Source organism: Bradyrhizobium pachyrhizi, from assembly GCF_029714545.1.
In the GTDB taxonomy this organism is placed as follows: Bacteria; Pseudomonadota; Alphaproteobacteria; order Rhizobiales; family Xanthobacteraceae; genus Bradyrhizobium; species Bradyrhizobium pachyrhizi.
This window is the reverse complement of record NZ_CP121667.1, coordinates 5,871,262-5,887,832: the sequence shown is the minus strand read 5'-3', so window position 1 is coordinate 5,887,832 and position 16,571 is coordinate 5,871,262. Positions and strand designations below refer to the sequence as shown.

16 protein-coding genes are annotated in these 16,571 nt (G+C 64.1%); 8 read left to right on the top strand and 8 right to left on the bottom strand.

From position 1 onward, the window contains the following. Positions 1 to 101 precede the first annotated feature (101 nt). Complete coding sequence (locus QA639_RS27975) at positions 102 to 575, top strand: YybH family protein (RefSeq protein ID WP_244978499.1); 474 nt, start codon at positions 102 to 104, stop codon at positions 573 to 575. 66 nt (positions 576 to 641) lie between these two features. On the opposite strand, the gene QA639_RS27970 is transcribed toward QA639_RS27975, so the two are convergent. Then, positions 642 to 2,156 carry a sensor histidine kinase gene (locus tag QA639_RS27970; RefSeq protein ID WP_157343231.1) on the bottom strand — a complete coding sequence of 505 codons (1,515 nt, stop codon included), beginning with the start codon at positions 2,154 to 2,156 and terminating at the stop codon, positions 642 to 644. A 210-nt stretch (positions 2,157 to 2,366) separates the two neighbouring features. Continuing rightward, the gene (locus QA639_RS27965) at positions 2,367 to 3,605 is read right to left on the bottom strand and encodes an ABC transporter substrate-binding protein (protein ID WP_028337761.1); all 1,239 of its coding nucleotides are present in this window, start codon (positions 3,603 to 3,605) and stop codon (positions 2,367 to 2,369) included. A gap of 244 nt (positions 3,606 to 3,849) precedes the next feature. On the opposite strand from QA639_RS27965, the gene QA639_RS27960 reads away from it, so the two are divergent. Continuing rightward, positions 3,850 to 4,578, top strand: coding sequence for an SDR family oxidoreductase (locus QA639_RS27960; protein WP_283087748.1), 729 nt, complete (start codon positions 3,850 to 3,852; stop codon positions 4,576 to 4,578). A gap of 119 nt (positions 4,579 to 4,697) precedes the next feature. Beyond that, positions 4,698 to 5,186, top strand: a complete 489-nt coding sequence (gene cynS / locus QA639_RS27955; RefSeq protein ID WP_051376380.1) for a cyanase — start codon at positions 4,698 to 4,700, stop codon at positions 5,184 to 5,186. A gap of 67 nt (positions 5,187 to 5,253) precedes the next feature. On the opposite strand, the gene purB is transcribed toward cynS, so the two are convergent. Together purB and QA639_RS27945 are read right to left on the bottom strand one after the other, a co-directional pair. Then, positions 5,254 to 6,684, bottom strand: a complete 1,431-nt coding sequence (purB, locus tag QA639_RS27950) for an adenylosuccinate lyase (protein ID WP_283087747.1) — start codon at positions 6,682 to 6,684, stop codon at positions 5,254 to 5,256. A gap of 196 nt (positions 6,685 to 6,880) precedes the next feature. Then, the gene (locus tag QA639_RS27945; RefSeq protein WP_157343234.1) at positions 6,881 to 7,693 is read right to left on the bottom strand and encodes an isocitrate lyase/PEP mutase family protein; all 813 of its coding nucleotides are present in this window, start codon (positions 7,691 to 7,693) and stop codon (positions 6,881 to 6,883) included. A gap of 112 nt (positions 7,694 to 7,805) precedes the next feature. Between QA639_RS27945 and QA639_RS27940 the strand changes: the two genes are divergently transcribed. Further along, complete coding sequence (locus tag QA639_RS27940; RefSeq protein ID WP_283087746.1) at positions 7,806 to 8,750, top strand: LysR family transcriptional regulator; 945 nt, start codon at positions 7,806 to 7,808, stop codon at positions 8,748 to 8,750. Positions 8,751 to 8,779: 29 nt separating this feature from the next. On the opposite strand, the gene QA639_RS27935 is transcribed toward QA639_RS27940, so the two are convergent. After that, positions 8,780 to 9,103, bottom strand: a complete 324-nt coding sequence (locus tag QA639_RS27935) for a DUF1476 domain-containing protein (RefSeq protein ID WP_050387668.1) — start codon at positions 9,101 to 9,103, stop codon at positions 8,780 to 8,782. A gap of 349 nt (positions 9,104 to 9,452) precedes the next feature. Here QA639_RS27935 and purC point away from each other — a divergent pair, with 349 nt between their 5' ends. Genes purC through QA639_RS27915 form a run of 4 tightly spaced genes read left to right on the top strand, consistent with a single transcriptional unit; the run spans position 9,453 to position 12,157 of the window. Beyond that, entirely contained in the window at positions 9,453 to 10,220 is a 768-nt protein-coding gene (purC, locus tag QA639_RS27930; RefSeq protein ID WP_016843454.1) for a phosphoribosylaminoimidazolesuccinocarboxamide synthase, read from the top strand. Between the two features lie 15 nt (positions 10,221 to 10,235). Then, the gene (gene purS, locus QA639_RS27925; protein ID WP_026192985.1) at positions 10,236 to 10,475 is read left to right on the top strand and encodes a phosphoribosylformylglycinamidine synthase subunit PurS; all 240 of its coding nucleotides are present in this window, start codon (positions 10,236 to 10,238) and stop codon (positions 10,473 to 10,475) included. Between the two features lie 12 nt (positions 10,476 to 10,487). Then, on the top strand, positions 10,488 to 11,189 hold the full coding sequence (gene purQ / locus QA639_RS27920) for a phosphoribosylformylglycinamidine synthase subunit PurQ (RefSeq protein WP_157343236.1): 702 nt from the start codon (positions 10,488 to 10,490) through the stop codon (positions 11,187 to 11,189). Between the two features lie 5 nt (positions 11,190 to 11,194). Further along, positions 11,195 to 12,157 (top strand): tripartite tricarboxylate transporter substrate-binding protein, encoded by a 963-nt coding sequence (locus tag QA639_RS27915; protein ID WP_028337754.1) that lies wholly within the window; start codon positions 11,195 to 11,197, stop codon positions 12,155 to 12,157. Between the two features lie 216 nt (positions 12,158 to 12,373). Here the strand turns inward: QA639_RS27915 and QA639_RS27910 are convergent, their stop codons facing one another. From QA639_RS27910 to QA639_RS27900, 3 genes are all read right to left on the bottom strand, one after another. Continuing rightward, the gene (locus QA639_RS27910; protein WP_028337753.1) at positions 12,374 to 13,342 is read right to left on the bottom strand and encodes a DMT family transporter; all 969 of its coding nucleotides are present in this window, start codon (positions 13,340 to 13,342) and stop codon (positions 12,374 to 12,376) included. A 261-nt stretch (positions 13,343 to 13,603) separates the two neighbouring features. Continuing rightward, entirely contained in the window at positions 13,604 to 15,838 is a 2,235-nt protein-coding gene (locus QA639_RS27905; protein WP_157343238.1) for an alkaline phosphatase family protein, read from the bottom strand. A 248-nt stretch (positions 15,839 to 16,086) separates the two neighbouring features. Continuing rightward, positions 16,087 to 16,566 carry a PaaI family thioesterase gene (locus tag QA639_RS27900; protein ID WP_050387673.1) on the bottom strand — a complete coding sequence of 160 codons (480 nt, stop codon included), beginning with the start codon at positions 16,564 to 16,566 and terminating at the stop codon, positions 16,087 to 16,089. Between the last annotated feature and the right edge of the window lie 5 nt (positions 16,567 to 16,571).

Here is a 16,571-nt window from a genome sequence, read left to right as displayed (position 1 = left end):
CAGGCAGGCCCGCGTGTTGCGTCGCAACGCCTGAAACGATTGCCTACAATCCGTAGTTGACGTCTTATTGTCGTCCTTGTCCCTGGTCGGGCGATTTTTTTATGGATATTTTTCAGGGAGGAATTGCGATGCTGCGCACGTGTTTCTCATGCCTGTTCGTGACGGCCTTTTCGCTGTCTGCAATGGCCGCCGACGGTGATCCAAAGCAGAAGGCCGAAGCGATTGCTTCCGAATATGCGGCGAGTTTCAACAAGCAGGATGGTGCGGGAATTGCCGCGCTGTTCGCGACCGGTGGCGTCCACGTCAATCCCGCGGGGCCGCGCTCCGACATTGCGGAGTTTTATCAAGGCGCCTTCAAGGCCGGGTTCGACCATGAGGAAATAACGGTGGACCAGGCATGGCCGCTGGGCTCGGACATGGCGCTCGCCATCGGCGGGTATCGTCTCTCGGGCAAGAACCAGAGCGGAGCGCCTATCGAGACAGGGGGCATCTGGACAGCAACTTACGTGACCGAGGGAGGCAAGCTCAAAATTCGCCTGCTGTCGGCGATGCCCAAGCCGCCGCCTCCGAAGTAGCAGGGGCATCCGGATGGACGATACCGCCGCGCGCTTCGGCGCGCGGTTTGTTGTCCTTCTCTCTCCTCAAACCGCAAGGCGATCCAGAGGAACCTTCATCCTGAGCTTAAGGCCGTTCTGCCGCCAGTCGTATTCGATCTTGCCCCCGAGCTGACCAGCAATACTACGCTCCGTGAGTACGCTGCCGAAGCCGGCGGCTTGCGGCGGGGCGACGATCACGGGACCGCCTGTCTCATCCCACTCAAAATTCAAGTCGCCGTCTTGCGTTTCCCATTTGATACGGATTGCCCCGCTCGGCTCCGAGAGTGCCCCGTATTTGGCTGCGTTCGTCGTAATTTCGTGCAGCGCAAGGGCGAAGCTTGTTACGGCCATCACGCCTACAGGCACATCGGGTCCGCTGACCACGATGCGGTCGCGAGAGCCATCATCATAGGGTTGCAAGACAGTTCGCACGACCTCGTCCACCGTCGTCCGTTCGCTATGCGCTTCCGTGCCCATAATCCCCGGACGTATGAGGTCCTTGGCCCGCATAAGGGCATCCAGCCGCCCGCGAAGCGACTGAGCCATTTCCTGCGGCGTTCGAGCTGATCGAGCGCTAAGGCTAATGATGCCGTGGAAGATCGCGAACAGGTTTTTCACCCGGTGGTTCGCCTCTCGCGCAAGCAACCGTTGATGCTCCTGCGCTTCCTTCTGAGTGGTGATGTCCACCACCACCCCGACGAAGTTGGTAAGCTCGCCGTTTTCGTCTCTCAGGCACTCGCCACGCGCCTCGACCCATCGGATGGTCTCGTCCTGCTGCAGCAGCCGATACTCCTGGATGTACTTTTCTCCGGTGGTGACCGCGAGATTTACGGCCGCAATAGTCCGCTCCACGTCCTCCGGATGGATGCCCGCGACATAGTCCAAAAAAGGTGCGCCTTCTTGGCCCTTGGCGGGATCGACTGAGAACATTTGCGCCAAATGCGCATCCGAATAGAACGTGTCCGTCGGCACATGCCAGTCGAACGTGCCTATCATTCCGGCGGCGCTTAGGGCTTGGGTGAGCCGTTTCTCCGTTCTGGCCAGTTTTCGCTGCGCCACAACCCGATCAGTTGTCTCGTTCACGATGCAGAGGACGCCGCCAATGTCGCCCGCCTCGTTCCGAACCGGGGAGTAGGAGATGTCGAAATAGACGTTCTCCGGATAGCCGTGCCGCTCGATGTAGAACGGACGATCCTTGGCGAAGACGGTCTCACCAGTGTCGAGGACACGCCTTAGCAGAGGTTCAAGATCGTCCCAGAGTTCCGCCCAGTTCTCTCGCGCGGGCCGCCCAAGTGCCCTCGGATGCTTCTCACCGATGGTTGGTGCGTAGGCGTCGTTGTACAGGGCCACGAAGTCCGCGCCCCAGAACAGCACGATTTGTGCGTTGGCAGGCAGCATAAGGCTGACCGCGCTCTTGAGATGTGCAGGCCATCCGTCAATGGGTCCCAAACTGGTCGTGGACCAATCGAGCGCGCGAATGAGCGCACTCAATTCGCTCCCGCTCGGCAGGAAGTCAGTTTTGCATTTGCCGCTGGGACTCGTCTCGCGAGTGGTGCTCATTGCATTGAATCAAACAGGACTTTGCGACCGGAGACAAGAGCCGCATTCCCCTGCCGGTCCTTTAGTCAACTGAGCCAGTTGAGCCAAATGAGCTAACAATGGCTATTTCGGGCAAGATCCGGTTCGGGTCATGAGCCGCCGATGGCGCCCGAGCCGGGCAACTTCCGCTTGCCATCGGAGGTCGACATTTGCGGTGCGCGCCCTCGACGATCAGGCCTTCGAGATCCCCCCGTCGATCACCGGTCCCATCGGCTCGTAGCGTTCGCCGCTGAAGCGCACCAGTTGCAACTGCTCGAGCGGATAATAGTCTGATGGCGAGGTGTTGATCCTGATGCCGGGCAGCAGCATGTCGGATTCGAAATCCTTCAGGTTGGCGGCCTGCTTGATGATGCTTTCGGAAGAGACGTCGTCGCCGCACTGCTTGAGCACCTGGACCAGGATCTGGCTGGTGAGATAGCCGGTGACAGCGTAGATGTCGTTCTTGGCCGCCGCCGGATCGTATTTGTCGAGGAAGGCGCGCCATTTCTGGATGGCGGGATCGCTGTCCCAGGCGGCGTCGACGGGATCCTTCAGGTAGGCGCTCGAAATAATTCCCTTGGAGACGTCGAAGCCCGCGGCCTTCAGCGTCGAGCCGGCGGAGGAGGCGTTGTTGCCGATGTAGTGCGCCGGCTGCCAGCCGAGCTCGGCGATCTTCTTGATGCCTTGGGCGGCGAATTTCGGCGTGGTCATGCTCATGAACACGTTGGCGCCGGCGGATTTGCAGCGGACCACCTGGCTGTCGATGGTCGGGTCGGCGGTCTCATAGGACAGCTCCGCAACGATTGCGGACGTCCTGGCGCCAAGTCCGTCCTTGAAACCCTTCAGCACGTCGCGGCCGAAATCGTCGTTCTGGTAGACGATGCCGATTTTGGGGTCGTTCTGTGTCGACAGCACATGCTGCGCGAAGGCGCGGCCCTCGATCTGGTAGCAGGGCTGGAACCCCATGGTGTAGGGGAAATTCTTGTAGTCGCCGAACTTGGTCGCGCCCGAGGCGATGAAGAGGTGCGGGACCTTCTTCTGGTTCATGTACTTCATGATTGCCGCGTTGGTCGGCGCGCCGAGCGGCGCAAACAGCACATCGATCTCGTCGCCTTCGACCAGCTTGCGCGCCTGCTCGACGGTCTTGGCCGGACTGTAGGCATCGTCATAGGTGATGTACTTGATCATGCGGCCATTGATGCCGCCTTGCTCGTTGATCATCTTGAAATAGCCGCCGGGGGTGCGGCCGATCGACGAATAGACCGCGGCCGGTCCCGAATAGGCGTCGATGTTGCCGATGACGATTTCGGTCTTGCCCTCCGTCTTGCCTCTGGCGATCGCGGGCCTGCCGAGCAGCAGCGTGGCTGACGTAGCGGCGGCGCCCTTGATGAGATGACGGCGCGATAGCCGGGGCGAACGGTTCCTTGTCATTGCAGTCCTCCGCTTCTTCTTGTTGGCCGTTTTGGCATTATTGGCCGTTTGGCAGCCTCTGACGGGCATGTCGGCGCGCAGCATTCCACAGCAGTGCTTTGGGACTTGTGTGCAGTCGCTACCATCCGAAATTTTCGTGCGGTGTCAGCCGCGGAAGCCGCGTTCCCCATCCTCGGTTACCGACATGCCGCCCGGGATTGCTATACTGCGGCGGATGTCGTGATGATCAGAGCAGGGTGGACCGATGGCGAAAGCACTGGAAGGCAAGGTGGCGGCCGTGACCGGGGCGGCGTCGGGCATCGGACTGGCGAGCAGCGCGGCGATGCTGGCCGCGGGCGCGCGCGTGGTGATGGTCGACCGCGATGCCGCCGCGCTGCAAGCGCTCGCCCGCAAGCACCGCGATGCGGTGATCCCGCTGGTGATCGACCTGCTCGATCCCGGGGAGTGTGCAAGCTTGCTGTCCAAGGTGCTCGAGAAGACCGGCCAGCTCGACATCCTGCACGCCAATGCCGGCATCTATGTCGGCGGCGACCTCGTCGATGCGGATACGATTGCGATCGACCGGATGCTGAACCTCAACGTCAACGTCGTGATGAAGAACGTGCACGACGTGCTGCCGCACATGATCGCGCGCGGCACCGGCGACATCATCGTCACAAGCTCGCTCGCCGCGCATTTTCCGACACCGTGGGAGCCGGTCTATGCATCGTCGAAATGGGCGGTCAACTGCTTCGTCCAGACGGTGCGGCGCCAGGTGTTCAAGCACGGCATCCGCGTCGGCTCGATCTCGCCCGGGCCCGTGATCAGCGCGCTGCTGGCGGACTGGCCGCCCGAGAAGCTTGCGGAGGCCAAGGCGGCCGGAAGCCTGCTGGAGGCCAGCGAAGTCGCCGAGGTCGTGATGTTCATGCTGACTCGGCCGCGCGGCATGACGATCCGCGACGTCGTGATGCTGCCGACGAATTTCGACCTGTAGGGCTTGGCTCCGACGTCGTTCGGAAGTGCGATTTCTGGCACACTTCGTGCACGAACAGGCCGTTTGCAAACCTGATTTCGCGCAGAGCGCTGCGCGCTGAAGCCCAAGGAGGACACCTCATGAAACGCGAAGACCTCACCGAGAAGCTGCTCGACATCAAGCGCGAGAAGGGCTGGAGCTGGAAACACATCTGCGAGAAGGTCGGCGGCTATTCCGACGTGCTGATCACGGGCGCGATCCTCGGCCAGATGAAACTGACGAAGCCGCAGGCGGCGAATGCCGGCGAGCTGTTCGGGCTGTCGAAGGCCGAGGTCGCGATGCTCAACGAGGTACCGATGCGCGGCACCGGCACGCCGATGCCGCCGACCGATCCGCTGATCTACCGCTTCTACGAGATGGTGATGGTCAACGGCCCAGCCTGGAAGGCGCTGATCGAAGAAGAATTCGGCGACGGCATCATGTCGGCGATCGACTTCGACATGGCGCTGGAGCGCGTCGCCAATCCGAAGGGCGACCGCGTCAAGATCACCATGAGCGGCAAGTTCCTGCCGTACAAATATTACGGCGCCAGCGGCAACGTGCCTGAATACGGCTTCAAGGAAGAGTGAGGCGAGGGGGCGAATGGCGAGTAGCGAATGGATTCTTGCCCATTCGCTATTCGCACCTCACCATTCGCTACAGGATCGTGCCCGGGTTGTAGCGCGCCGCCTCAGGCTTGGCCTTGGCCAGGGCCTCGACCTGCTCGGCGAAGAAATCGACCTGGGCGCCGGCGTCGCCGGAGTTGGCGCGGCCCTGGTCGAGCACGTGCTGCAACTCGGCTGCGCTCAGGCCAAGACGCTTGTCGGCGGCGAGGCGCTGCAGCAGATCGTTCTGCACGATCTTGCCGGTGCGCAGGTCGCCGATGGCTGCGACGGCATGCTCTTTGATCGCCTCGTGGGCGCCTTCACGGCCCGCGCCCTTCTTGACCGCTTCCATCATCACCGTGGTGGTCAGCAGGAAGGGCAGATAGCGGTTGAGCTCGGTCTCGACCACGGCTTCGAACACCTCCATCTGGTCAAGCACCGTGAGCAGGGTTTCGAGCAGGCCATCCATGGCGAGGAAGGCATCGGGCAGCATGACGCGGCGGACGACCGAGCAGGAGACGTCGCCTTCGTTCCACTGATCGCCGGCAAGGCCTGCGGCCATCGCGAGATAGCCCTTCAGGATCACATGCAGGCCGTTGATGCGCTCGCAGGAGCGGCTGTTCATCTTGTGCGGCATCGCGGAGGAGCCGACCTGGCCCTTGGCAAAACCTTCGCTGGCGAGTTCGTGGCCTGCCATCAGGCGGATGGTCTTGGCGAAATTGCCGGGTCCGCTGGCGAGCTCGGTGAGCACGCTGACCGCACGGAAGTCGAGGCTGCGCGGATAGACCTGGCCGACGGCGTCGAGCGCCTTCGGCAGGCCGAGGTGGACGAGGACGCGCTGCTCGAGCGCGCGCGCCTTGCCGGCATCGCCATTGAACAGCGTGATCTGGTCGAGACGGGTGCCCACCGCGCCCTTCAGGCCGCGCGCGGGATAGGTTTGCAGCACATTGACCAGGCTCTGATGCGCCAGCAGCGTCTCCTCGCCGGACATGGCGATGCGCTTGCCGAGCGTGGTGACCTGCGCGGCGACGTTGTGGGTGCGCGCGGTGAACGGGACATCGCGCAATTGCTTCGCGCGCGTGGCAAAGCGGATGAGCGCGGCGATGCTCTTGGTCTCGATGAGCTGCAGCGCGCGGTAGACCTGCAATTGCTCGACGTTCTCGGTGAGGTCGCGGCTGGTCATGCCCTTGTGCAGGTGCTCGTGACCGGCGAGCTCGCAGAACTCCTCGATGCGCGCCTTGACGTCGTGGCGGGTGACGCGCTCCCGCTTCATGATGGAGGCCAGGTTGATCTGGTCCTTGACGCGCTCGTAGCTTTCGATCACGCCATCCGGCACCGCGATGCCGAGATCGCGTTGGGCCTTCAGCACGGCGATCCAGTAGTCGCGTTCGAGGCGGACCTTGCCTTCGCCACTCCAGATGGCGCGCATGGCGGGCGAGGCGTAACGTTCGGCGAGGACGTTGGAAATGTGATCTTGGGACATCCCGCTCTCTTGGCATTGCCGGAGGCTGGCTGCAAGCCGCGACCTGTCATGAATCGTCAGGTCTGGTAACGCCCCGGCCGGGCTTGCGGTGCTGGCGCCAGCATACCAGATTCTAGAAGGCGCCGCCTCGGGCAATCCGGGGCGGCGGAGGCGTGCGCCGCGCTGGCCGGCGGTGCACCTCGCGGTGAAGGGGCGATCAGTTGAATGCCGCGCGGACCTCCTTCACCGGCGCCATGTCGCGGACGAAGCTGAACGCGCCGTTGTCCTTCATCTCGCGGGCACAGCGCAGGAACGCAGCCAGCGCGTGGCGCTGCATCGCGCCGCCGACGCTGATGCGCTTGACGCCGGCGGCGGCGAGCTGGTCGACGGTCAGGGTCGGATCGGCATAGCCCATCACGAGGTTGAAGGGCTTGTTGATCGATGACACCACGGTCTTGATGGTGGCGAGATCGTAGAGGCCCGGCGAATACAGCACGTCGGCGCCGGCGGCCTCGAACGCCTGCAGCCGCTTGATGGTGTCGTCGAGGTCCTTGCGGCCGTGCAGGAAGTTTTCCGCCCGCGCCGTCAGCGTGAACGGGAAGGGCAGCGCCCGTGCGGCTTCAACCGCCGCCTGGACCCGCTCGACCGCCAGCGAGAAGTCATAGATCGGGCGCTGCGGGTCGCCGGTCGAGTCCTCGATCGAGCCGCCGACCGCGCCGGCCTCGGCGGCGAAGCGGATCGCCTCGGCCGCGAGCTTCGGCATGTCGGCGCCGCATTTTTCCAGATCGGCATTGACGGGCAGGTCGGTGGCCTCGGCGATCACCCGGCAACTCTCGATGATCTCGTCGAGGCTGACGGTCGAACGGCCGAGCGTGTTGGCGAGCCCGAGGCTGGTGGTCGCCAGCGCCTCGAAACCCATCGATGCGAGCAGCTTCGCCGTCCCGGCGTCCCACGGATTTGGAATGATGAAGGCGCCGGGCCGCTGATGCAGCTCGCGAAACCGTGCTGCCTTGTCCGCCTGGGTGCGCATGTGAACTCCTGCTGTTGTCAAAAGCGACTGAAAGCAGCGATAGGGCGGTTTCGCCCATCAGACAAATTTGTTATTTCTCTCAATATCATCAGCTTTTTGCATGAGGAGAGCGATGGACAGCGACGTGCTCAACACGTTCCTGGTGGTGCATCGGCGCGGCGGGATCTCGCATGCCGCCAAGGCGCTGCATCGCTCGCAGCCGGCGATTTCGCGGCGCATCGCGCTGCTTGAGCAGGAGCTCGGCGTGCCCCTGTTCGAGCGGATCGCGGGCAAGACGCGACTGAGTGATGCCGGGCGGGTGATGGTGCCCTATGCCGAACGGGCGGTGGCGGCGGCGCAGGATGCCGAGAACGCGGTGCGCGCGCTGCTGCGCGACAATTCCGGCCCGGTGGCGCTGGCGGTGACCGGCACCCTCGCCGGCGAGCGGCTCTCGAACGTGTTGAAGCGCTTTGCCCGCCGGCACCCGGACGTTGCGCTGACGCTGCGCACCGCGACCAGCGCCGAGGTCAGCGACCTGATCCGGCGCGGCGAGGCGACGATCGGGTTGCGTTACGACCGCGACCGCTCGCGTGACCTCGATTGCGAGGTGCTGTTTGCAGAGCCGCTCGGGGTGGTCTGCGCGCCGGACCATCCGCTGGCGGGACGCCGGGTCGGCAAGCTTGCCGATCTCAGGGATGAGCGGTGGATCGCCTTCCCAGAGGTGCCGGGACGCCGCGAAATCACCGCATCGCACGTCTTCGCCCTGTTCCTGACGCACGGGCTCGGCGAGGTCGCCTGGACGCCGGTCGACAGCCTGACGGCGCAGAAGCGCCTGGTCGAGGCCGGGCTCGGGATCGCGCTGCTGTCACAAAGCAATGCGGCGGAGGAATTGGGTAGCTCCAGGATCGCGACGATCCGCGTCGGCGATCTCGCCGCAAGTCACGAGGTCGTCGCCGTGACGCGGCATGACGGTTTCCTCAGCGCCGCCTCACGCCGCCTGCTCGACATCCTCCGTGCCGACTTCACCAAGGCGAGGGGCACAAACGCGTCGCGCCGGAACGGTGTCCGGCGCGCGTAAAAGTCGACTTGGTAGGGTGTCTCGGGAACTCAGCTTCCCGCCTTGACCTGCGCTGCGGCCACCGCCAGCAGCTCGTCCATCTTGGCGCGGATATCGCGCTCGGTGGCGGGCTGACCCTTGGCGGTGAGGTCCTTCAGAACCTTGTGCAGCACGTCATTGTCCCCGGCTTCCTCGAAGTCGGCGGCGACCACCTCCTTGGCATAGGCGCTGGCGGCATCGCCCGTGATGCCGAGCTTCTCGGCAGCCCACAGGCCGAGCAGCTTGTTCCGGCGGGCTTCAGCCTTGAACTTCTGCTCCTCGTCGAGGGCGAACTTCTTCTCGAAACCTTCCTCGCGCTTGTTGAATTCGCTCATGGCTGAAGTTCCAATTCCCTTGCTGAATGAGGGCCGCCGCGCGTTGCGGCAGCCCCGATGCCTGCCTAGATAGGTGGGAGGAATCGGCAAGACAACGAGCCGTTAAGCCGCAGGCAAAACTGGCGGAATCGGCCCTTTATGATAGGGCGGTATAAGTGCCCTCAAGGGGGCACTATCGATTGTGCTGGATGGGCCAATCGGATAGGTTGCCAACAGGCATGGTTCTTGTTCTGTTTCCAGTTGGATTGCCCAGGTTCCAGGCCTCCGCGGCAGCTCCGTCGTGGGTCGTAACCCCAAGTCATCCGGAGCACCCAAATCCATGGATTTCAACAAAACACGGTACATCCCAATGAGCCGTCGACGCCGTATTTATGAAGGCAAGGCCAAGGTGCTTTACGAAGGCCCCGAGCCGGGAACTCTGATCCAGCACTTCAAGGACGACGCGACCGCGTTCAACGCCAAGAAACACCAGGTGATCGAGGGCAAGGGCGTCCTCAACAACCGGATTTCGGAGTACCTGTTTCAGCACCTCAACGACATCGGGGTGCCGACCCACTTCATCCGCCGCCTCAACATGCGCGAGCAGCTGATTCGCGAGGTCGAGATCGTGCCGCTCGAGGTGGTGGTGCGGAACGTCGCCGCCGGCTCGCTGTCGCAGCGGCTCGGGATCGAGGAGGGCACCCAGTTGCCGCGCTCGATCATCGAGTTCTATTACAAGAACGACCAGCTCAACGACCCCATGGTGTCGGAAGAGCACATCACCGCCTTCGGCTGGGCGACGCCCCAGGAGATCGACGACATCATGGCGCTGGCCATCCGCGTCAACGACTTCCTGACCGGCCTCTTCCTCGGCATCGGCATCCGCCTCGTCGACTTCAAGATGGAGTGCGGACGGCTGTTCGAGAACGAGATGATGCGGATCATCGTCGCCGACGAGATCTCGCCGGACTCCTGCCGGCTGTGGGACATCAAGTCGAACGAGAAGCTCGACAAGGACCGTTTCCGCAGGGATCTGGGTGGCCTGCTCGAGGCCTATACCGAGGTCGCGAAGCGGCTCGGCATTCTGATTGAAAACGAGCGGCCGGCCGGCAGCGGCCCGGTGCTGGTGAAGAGTTAAGCTGAAGGGACGAACGTGAAGGCACGTGTGACTGTGACATTGAAGTCGGGCATCCTCGATCCGCAGGGCAAGGCGATCGAGGGTGCGCTGAAATCGCTCGGCGTCGATGGCGTCGCCAGCGTTCGCCAGGGCAAGGTGTTCGACATCGAGCTCGCCGCGACCGACAAGGCCAAGGCGGAGGCGGCGCTGAAGGCCGCCGCCGACAAGCTGTTGGCGAATACCGTGATCGAGAACTATCGGGTCGAACTGCTCTAGGCCGCATCGCACATGAAATCAGCCGTCCTCGTCTTCCCCGGCATCAACCGCGAGCGCGATATGGCGCGCGCGCTCAAGCTCGCATCCGGCAATGAGACCGCGATGGTCTGGCATGCCGAAACTGCGCTGCCCAAAGGCACCGACCTCGTGGTGGTGCCCGGCGGCTTCTCCTACGGCGATTACCTGCGCTGCGGCGCGATCGCGGCGCGCGCGCCGGTCATGGACGCGGTGCGCAACTTCGCCGCCAAGGGCGGGCTCGTGCTCGGCGTCTGCAACGGCTTCCAGATCCTCTGCGAGTCCGGGCTGTTGCCGGGCGTGCTGATGCGCAATGCGGGGCTGAAGTTCATCTGCCGCGACGTGCATATGCGCGTCGAGCGCTCCGACACCCCGTTCACCCGCGGCTACAATGCCGGCCAGGTGATCCGTGTGCCGGTGGCCCACGGCGAAGGCAATTACGAGGCGGACGAAGAGACGCTGAAGCGGCTCGAAGGCGACGGGCGGGTGCTGTACCGCTACTGCTCGCCGGAGGGCGTGGTCGACGAGGCCTCCAATCTGAACGGCGCCGCGCATTCGATCGCCGGCATCGTCAATGAGCGCGGCAACGTGCTCGGCATGATGCCGCATCCGGAAAACCACGTCGAAGAGATCATGGGCTGCACCGACGGCCGCGGCCTGTTCGCAGGCCTGGTCCAGCAGTTCGAAAAGGCGGCGTAACGATCATGCTGCGGCGGTGGTGCGTTGCCGCGGCTGCGGCGCTTCTGCTTGCGACGTCGGCCTACGCCCAGGACTTCCCGAAGCGTCCGATCACGATGATCGTGCCGTTCACGGCAGGCGGCACCTCCGACGTCATCGCCCGCGCGGTGGCCGACCAGATGAGCGCTGCGCTCGGCCAGAGCATCATCATCGAGAATGTCGGCGGCGCCGGCGGCTCGACCGCACTCGCCCGCGCCGCGCGCGCCGAGCCGGACGGCTACACCATCGCGATCGGCAATGCCGGCACCAATGCCGCGACCTACACGATCTATCCGAAGTTGTCGTTCACGCCTGACTCCTTTACCCCGATCGCCGTGGTCGCCAAGACCTTCGGCATCGTCGCGCTGCGCAAGGATTTTCCGGCCAAGGACCTCAAGGAATTCATCGACTACGCCAGGAAGAACCCGGGCAAGGTCAATCTCGGCCATGCCGGCGTCGGCTCCTCGAATTACCTGATCTGCAAGAGTTTCGTGCATGCCGCCGGCATCGACGTGCAGCTGGTCGGCTATCGCGGCGCGGCGCTGGCGCTGACGGACGCGATCGGCAGCCAGATCGACGGGGTCTGCGATGCCGCAGCCTCGGTGTCGCAGGCGATCGACGACAAATTGGTGAAGGCGGTGGTGGTCGGCTCGACGGTACGGCTTGCGTCGCTTCCCGAACTGCCGACCTCGGCCGAGGCCGGACTGCCCGAATTCGAGGCGCAAGGCTGGAATGGCCTGTTCGCCCCCAAGGGCACTCCGCCCGAGATCATCGCCAAGCTCAACGCCGCCGTGCGCACCGCGGTTGCGAGCGAGGCGGTGAAGAAGCGTTTCGCCGACCTGTCGACCGTCGCCCCCGACGCCAATGAGCTCGCGCCCGAAGTGCTGCAGCAGCTCGTGACCCGCGACGTCGCGAAATACCGCGCCCTGCTGGCGGACGACAAGAAGTAATTCTTGTTGGTCATTCCGGGGCGCGCCGTTAGACGCGAACCCGGAATCTCGAGATTCCGGGTTCGATGCTAAAGCGCGATGAGATTAGGTTGAATCGTCATCGCGCCTTAGCTCTTTGTTTGAGCATGATCTTTTCGGAAAACCGCTTCGCACTTTTCCGGATCATGCTTTAGTGCATCGCCCCGGAATGACGTGGCTTTGAGACTGCTATGATGCTCACAGCCGCCTGAGCCAACGCTTCACGGCCTCGGCCGGCACCGTCATCGCGGCGACGCCGGCCATCACAAGCAAGAGGCCGAGCGCGAGATTCGACGGCACGGATTCCCCGAGCAGGATCACCGACAGCGCAACGCCGATCGGAATACGCAAATAGCCCTGCGCATTGGTTGTGAGCGTGCCGAGCCGGGTCAGGCACATGTAGAACAGCATCAGGCCGAACGCGCTGGAGAATATGCCCATCGTGACCGTGGCGACCAGCGCCTGCGGCGTCGGGTGCAGCGTCCAGGGATGGTCGACGATCAGCGCGACCGGCAGCAGCACGGTGCCGCCGAACAACAGCGAGCCCGCGGCGACCACCATCGGATCGTAATCCGACAGCCGAAGCCCGAAGATCGTGGCGCAGGCGAACGAGACGGTGGCGAGCAGGATCGCGATCTCGGCGACGATCTCCTTGCCGAAGCCCGAAAGCGCGTCGAGGCCGATGATCGCGACCGTGCCGGCGAGGCCGAGGATCGCGCCGACCAGCTTGAGCAGCGAGGCCGGCTCGTGTCGCGTGATCGCCCAGGTGATGAGGAAGGCGAAGATCGGCGTCGTCGAGGCCAGCACCACGGTGTTGGATGCCGGCACGTAAAGCTGCGCCCAGGTGATCACCAAAAACGGGATCGTGGAGTTGATGGTCTGCTGGAAGGCGAACAGCTTCCAGGCCTTGAGGTCGGTCGGGATGCGGATGCCGCGAATGCGCAGCACGATGAGCAGGAAGGCGGCGGCCACCAGCGAGCGCGCGGAAATGAAGGTGACCGGCGGGATCGAGCCGAGCCCGATCTTGGTCAGCGGGTAGGTCGAGCTCCAGCAGCAGGCCAGCGCCAGCAGCAGCGCGTAGTCGCGCCAGCCGCGCGCGCCCGGGACCGACGGAGTGGGCACTTTCGCGGGAGCCGTCACGCCCGTCCTGGCTCTTTGCTTGAGCATGATCTCCGCGTCAACGCGTTCCGCGTTTGTCGCGAGAGGAAACCGCTTCGAACTTTTCCGGATGATTCTCTGGCTGTGCTCTGCGGCACCTTGATTGGCTCCCTTCGCGCATTGGCGCGCGATGGAGCGAATGTAGCTTGGTGGTGGGGCGAAAGGCTAGGGGCGACGGATCAGGCGCGCAATCCCGCGCCGGATATGTGCAAGCATGGAGAAAGCGACGGACGCCGGTGTGCGTCCGTCGCGCGGAATTTGCCCGGAATCCTAGCGCAGCACCTGGCCCAGCACCTCGCCGTCGACCTGCTGCGGTGCCGAGCCGAGGATCCGCATGATGGTCGGCGCCACGTCGATATTGCGCATGTGCCGCACCACGGTGTCCTTGCGGATCTGCGGCCCCGCGGCGATGAACGTCGCGCTCATCACGGAAAGCTCCGGGTCGTGACCGTGGGCGCCATAGAAGTTCGGCATCGACAGCATGGTGGTTGCCGCGTTGAACGGCGCGTCGCCCTGGCGCGCGACGCCGGGGTTCTGGATGCCGTCGAAATTGTAGCCGGGCGCCATCAGCGCGAACACGTCGCCATAGTCCTGGCCGATGGTCTTGCTGATGCACTGTCCGGTTCCGGCGTCGCATTGCAGCGGCCGGGTCTCGACGACGGTGAAGATGCGCTGGTCCTTGAGTGAGTAGTTGAAGCGGGCATTGGGGTCGACCGCGTTCTTCACCGCGTCGGTGATCTGCGCCACCAGTGTGCGGTAGGTCGCCAGATCAACGGTGCCGCCGAGCTCGCGGTTCTGCAGGTTGACGTAGATGTCGGCGGCGGGACCGGAGGTGCGGATCCCGACCTTGCTGGTGTCGATACCGGCGTTGCGCAGGATGTTGGTGAGATTGACCGAGGTGTGGAACGGCGCGAAGCCGTGGTCCGACACCACGATCACGTTGCTGTCGCGGCCCGCCGCATCGGCGATCTGCTTCACCGCCTTGTCGGCCGTCTGGTAGGCGAAACGGATGTAGGACGCGTAGCGCTTGACCTTGGCGGCATCCTGGTTGGCGCCGATCGAATTCGGGTCGGTCGGGTTGGTGCCCTGGCGGGGATCGGTCAGCAGGAACTGGTGTTCGGAGCCGTCGGGCTGCTCGATATAGACCATGACGAGGTCGGCGTCCGGATGGGTCTTGATCGCGCGCTCGCCGATATTGGCCTGGTAGCGCACGAAGGTCTTCACCATGTCCTCGAACATGGTCTCGATCTCGACGTCGGGGAAATTGGTGAAGCCCGGGCTCAGCCGCTCCGGAATGCGGAAGTCGGCCTGCGGACGCCAGAACCCGATGTTGTTGTTGATGTCGTCGACGTCGGCGAGAACAGGCGTGTTGCGCGGGATGTAGTTGGCGCCGTAGCGGGCGAAGCGCACCACCGAGAGATCGGGAGACAGCGCAGAGACGAAGTACGCGGCACCAACCTTCGCCCCGCTGCCTTCAAAGAAGAACGGTGCGTTCTCGCCGCCGAACTTGACATAGGCCGGTCCGGTCGACGGCGCGTGGAACGGGCCTGCGGTGATGCCGCGGTTGGCATCGAAGAACACCAGCGTGTCGTAGTTCACCTTGCGATCGTTGGTGGTGTCGATCGCGGCCACGCGGATCGAATACTTGACGTCGAGCGTCGAGGCGTTGGTGCAGGTCGCGGTTGCCGCGGCCGAGCAGGAGAACGTCTCGATCGGTGCGGAGGTCACCAGCACCGGGCTGAACGAGAAATGGCCGGCAGCCTGCAGCGCCGTCACGATGCTCGGGTCGACCGTGAAGTCGCCTCGCGACAGCGAGAAGCCCTGGGCCCCGATGCCGCCGAACGCGCCGAACGGGACCGTGAAGTCGGTGATGCGGGTCGGCTGGGCCGGCTGCACCACGGTCTTGTTGATGGAGATGTCGGCGCCGTCGCCGCCGGGCCAGGTCGCCGTGACGACCTTCTTGCCCTGCTGGCGCAGCTGCACCCACAACGGCACCGCCGTCGGGTGCGGCGATGGCCCGAGCGGATTCTCGCTGTAGCCGCCGATCGGCGCCGCAAAGCCGCTGATGCTGCCGGAGATCGGCCCGACGATCGGCTCGAACGTGTTCGAGGGAATGTCGTTGTGGACCGCCGTCGAACCGGTCGCGATCGCGATATGCGACACTGCGGTGAGCGACGGTGACGCCGTCACGTTCTGCAACGCCACTGCACCGCGCCGGCTGAGCCGGGCGAGGCCGCCGTCGCGCGGCAGCACGCCTTCCTCGATGAACTTCTGGATGAAATCGGGCTTGGCACCGTCGAGCGAGATCATCACCACGCGCGGCTTGCGGCCATGATGACCACCGTCATGGTCCTGATCCTGATCGGCATCGTGACCGCGAGAATCGCCGAAGCCGCGATCGCCATTGTCGCCGTCCTGACCGGCGCGTGCCGGAGTTGCAGTCCATGCCAGCGACGCGACAAGCGACATCGCCGATGTGACGGAAACGAAAGTCTTCAATTTCATGAGAATGCCCCAACATCGCTGCGCGAATGCACAAACGGAAACGTCGAGCAATCTTCGGGGGCTCGGCTGACGGGCATGTGACGCGCGCGCGACGACGCAACGACAGCGCGTCGGCCGTCACAAGGGAAGCTTGTCTCGCTTCACGCGAAGAACATGCGTGGACACAACGCGCTAGTGCCGTGCTGTCGATTCAATCCGTGCCGATGTAACGGCTGGATGACGGCGTGCGTCCACAGCCGCCACACGCTTCACGCCGTTGCCTGCGCCGGCGTCCTGCGCTTCACCCGCTTGATGGTGCCGGAGAAGGTGAACAGCGGCCGCTCCGCCGATGTCAGCATGCCCCGCACGAAGATCAGCGACATGCCGGCGCGGGTGACCTCGCCGGTGCACTCGATCAGGTCGCCCTCGCGGGCGGCGTCGAGGAATTCCGAGGCGAACGACACCGTGACGCCGGGGCCCTGTAGCACCGAGCCGGCGAGCGCGAACAGGCAGTAATCCGCGAAGGTCATGAAGCAGCCGCCATGGACGTTGCCGGAGCCGTTGAGGTGCTTCTTGCCGACCCGGAACGCGCAGCTGATGCGGCCGTTCTCGTCCATGCGGTGGTAGAACGGGCCGGTATGGGTCTCGAAATTGTCCCGGGTCCAGGTTCGCCAGCCGGCGAATTCGCCCTCGGTTTCGACGTGCAGGTCGGGGCGGCGGTTGAATGCGGTTTTGGCGAGCTCGTTCACGAAAT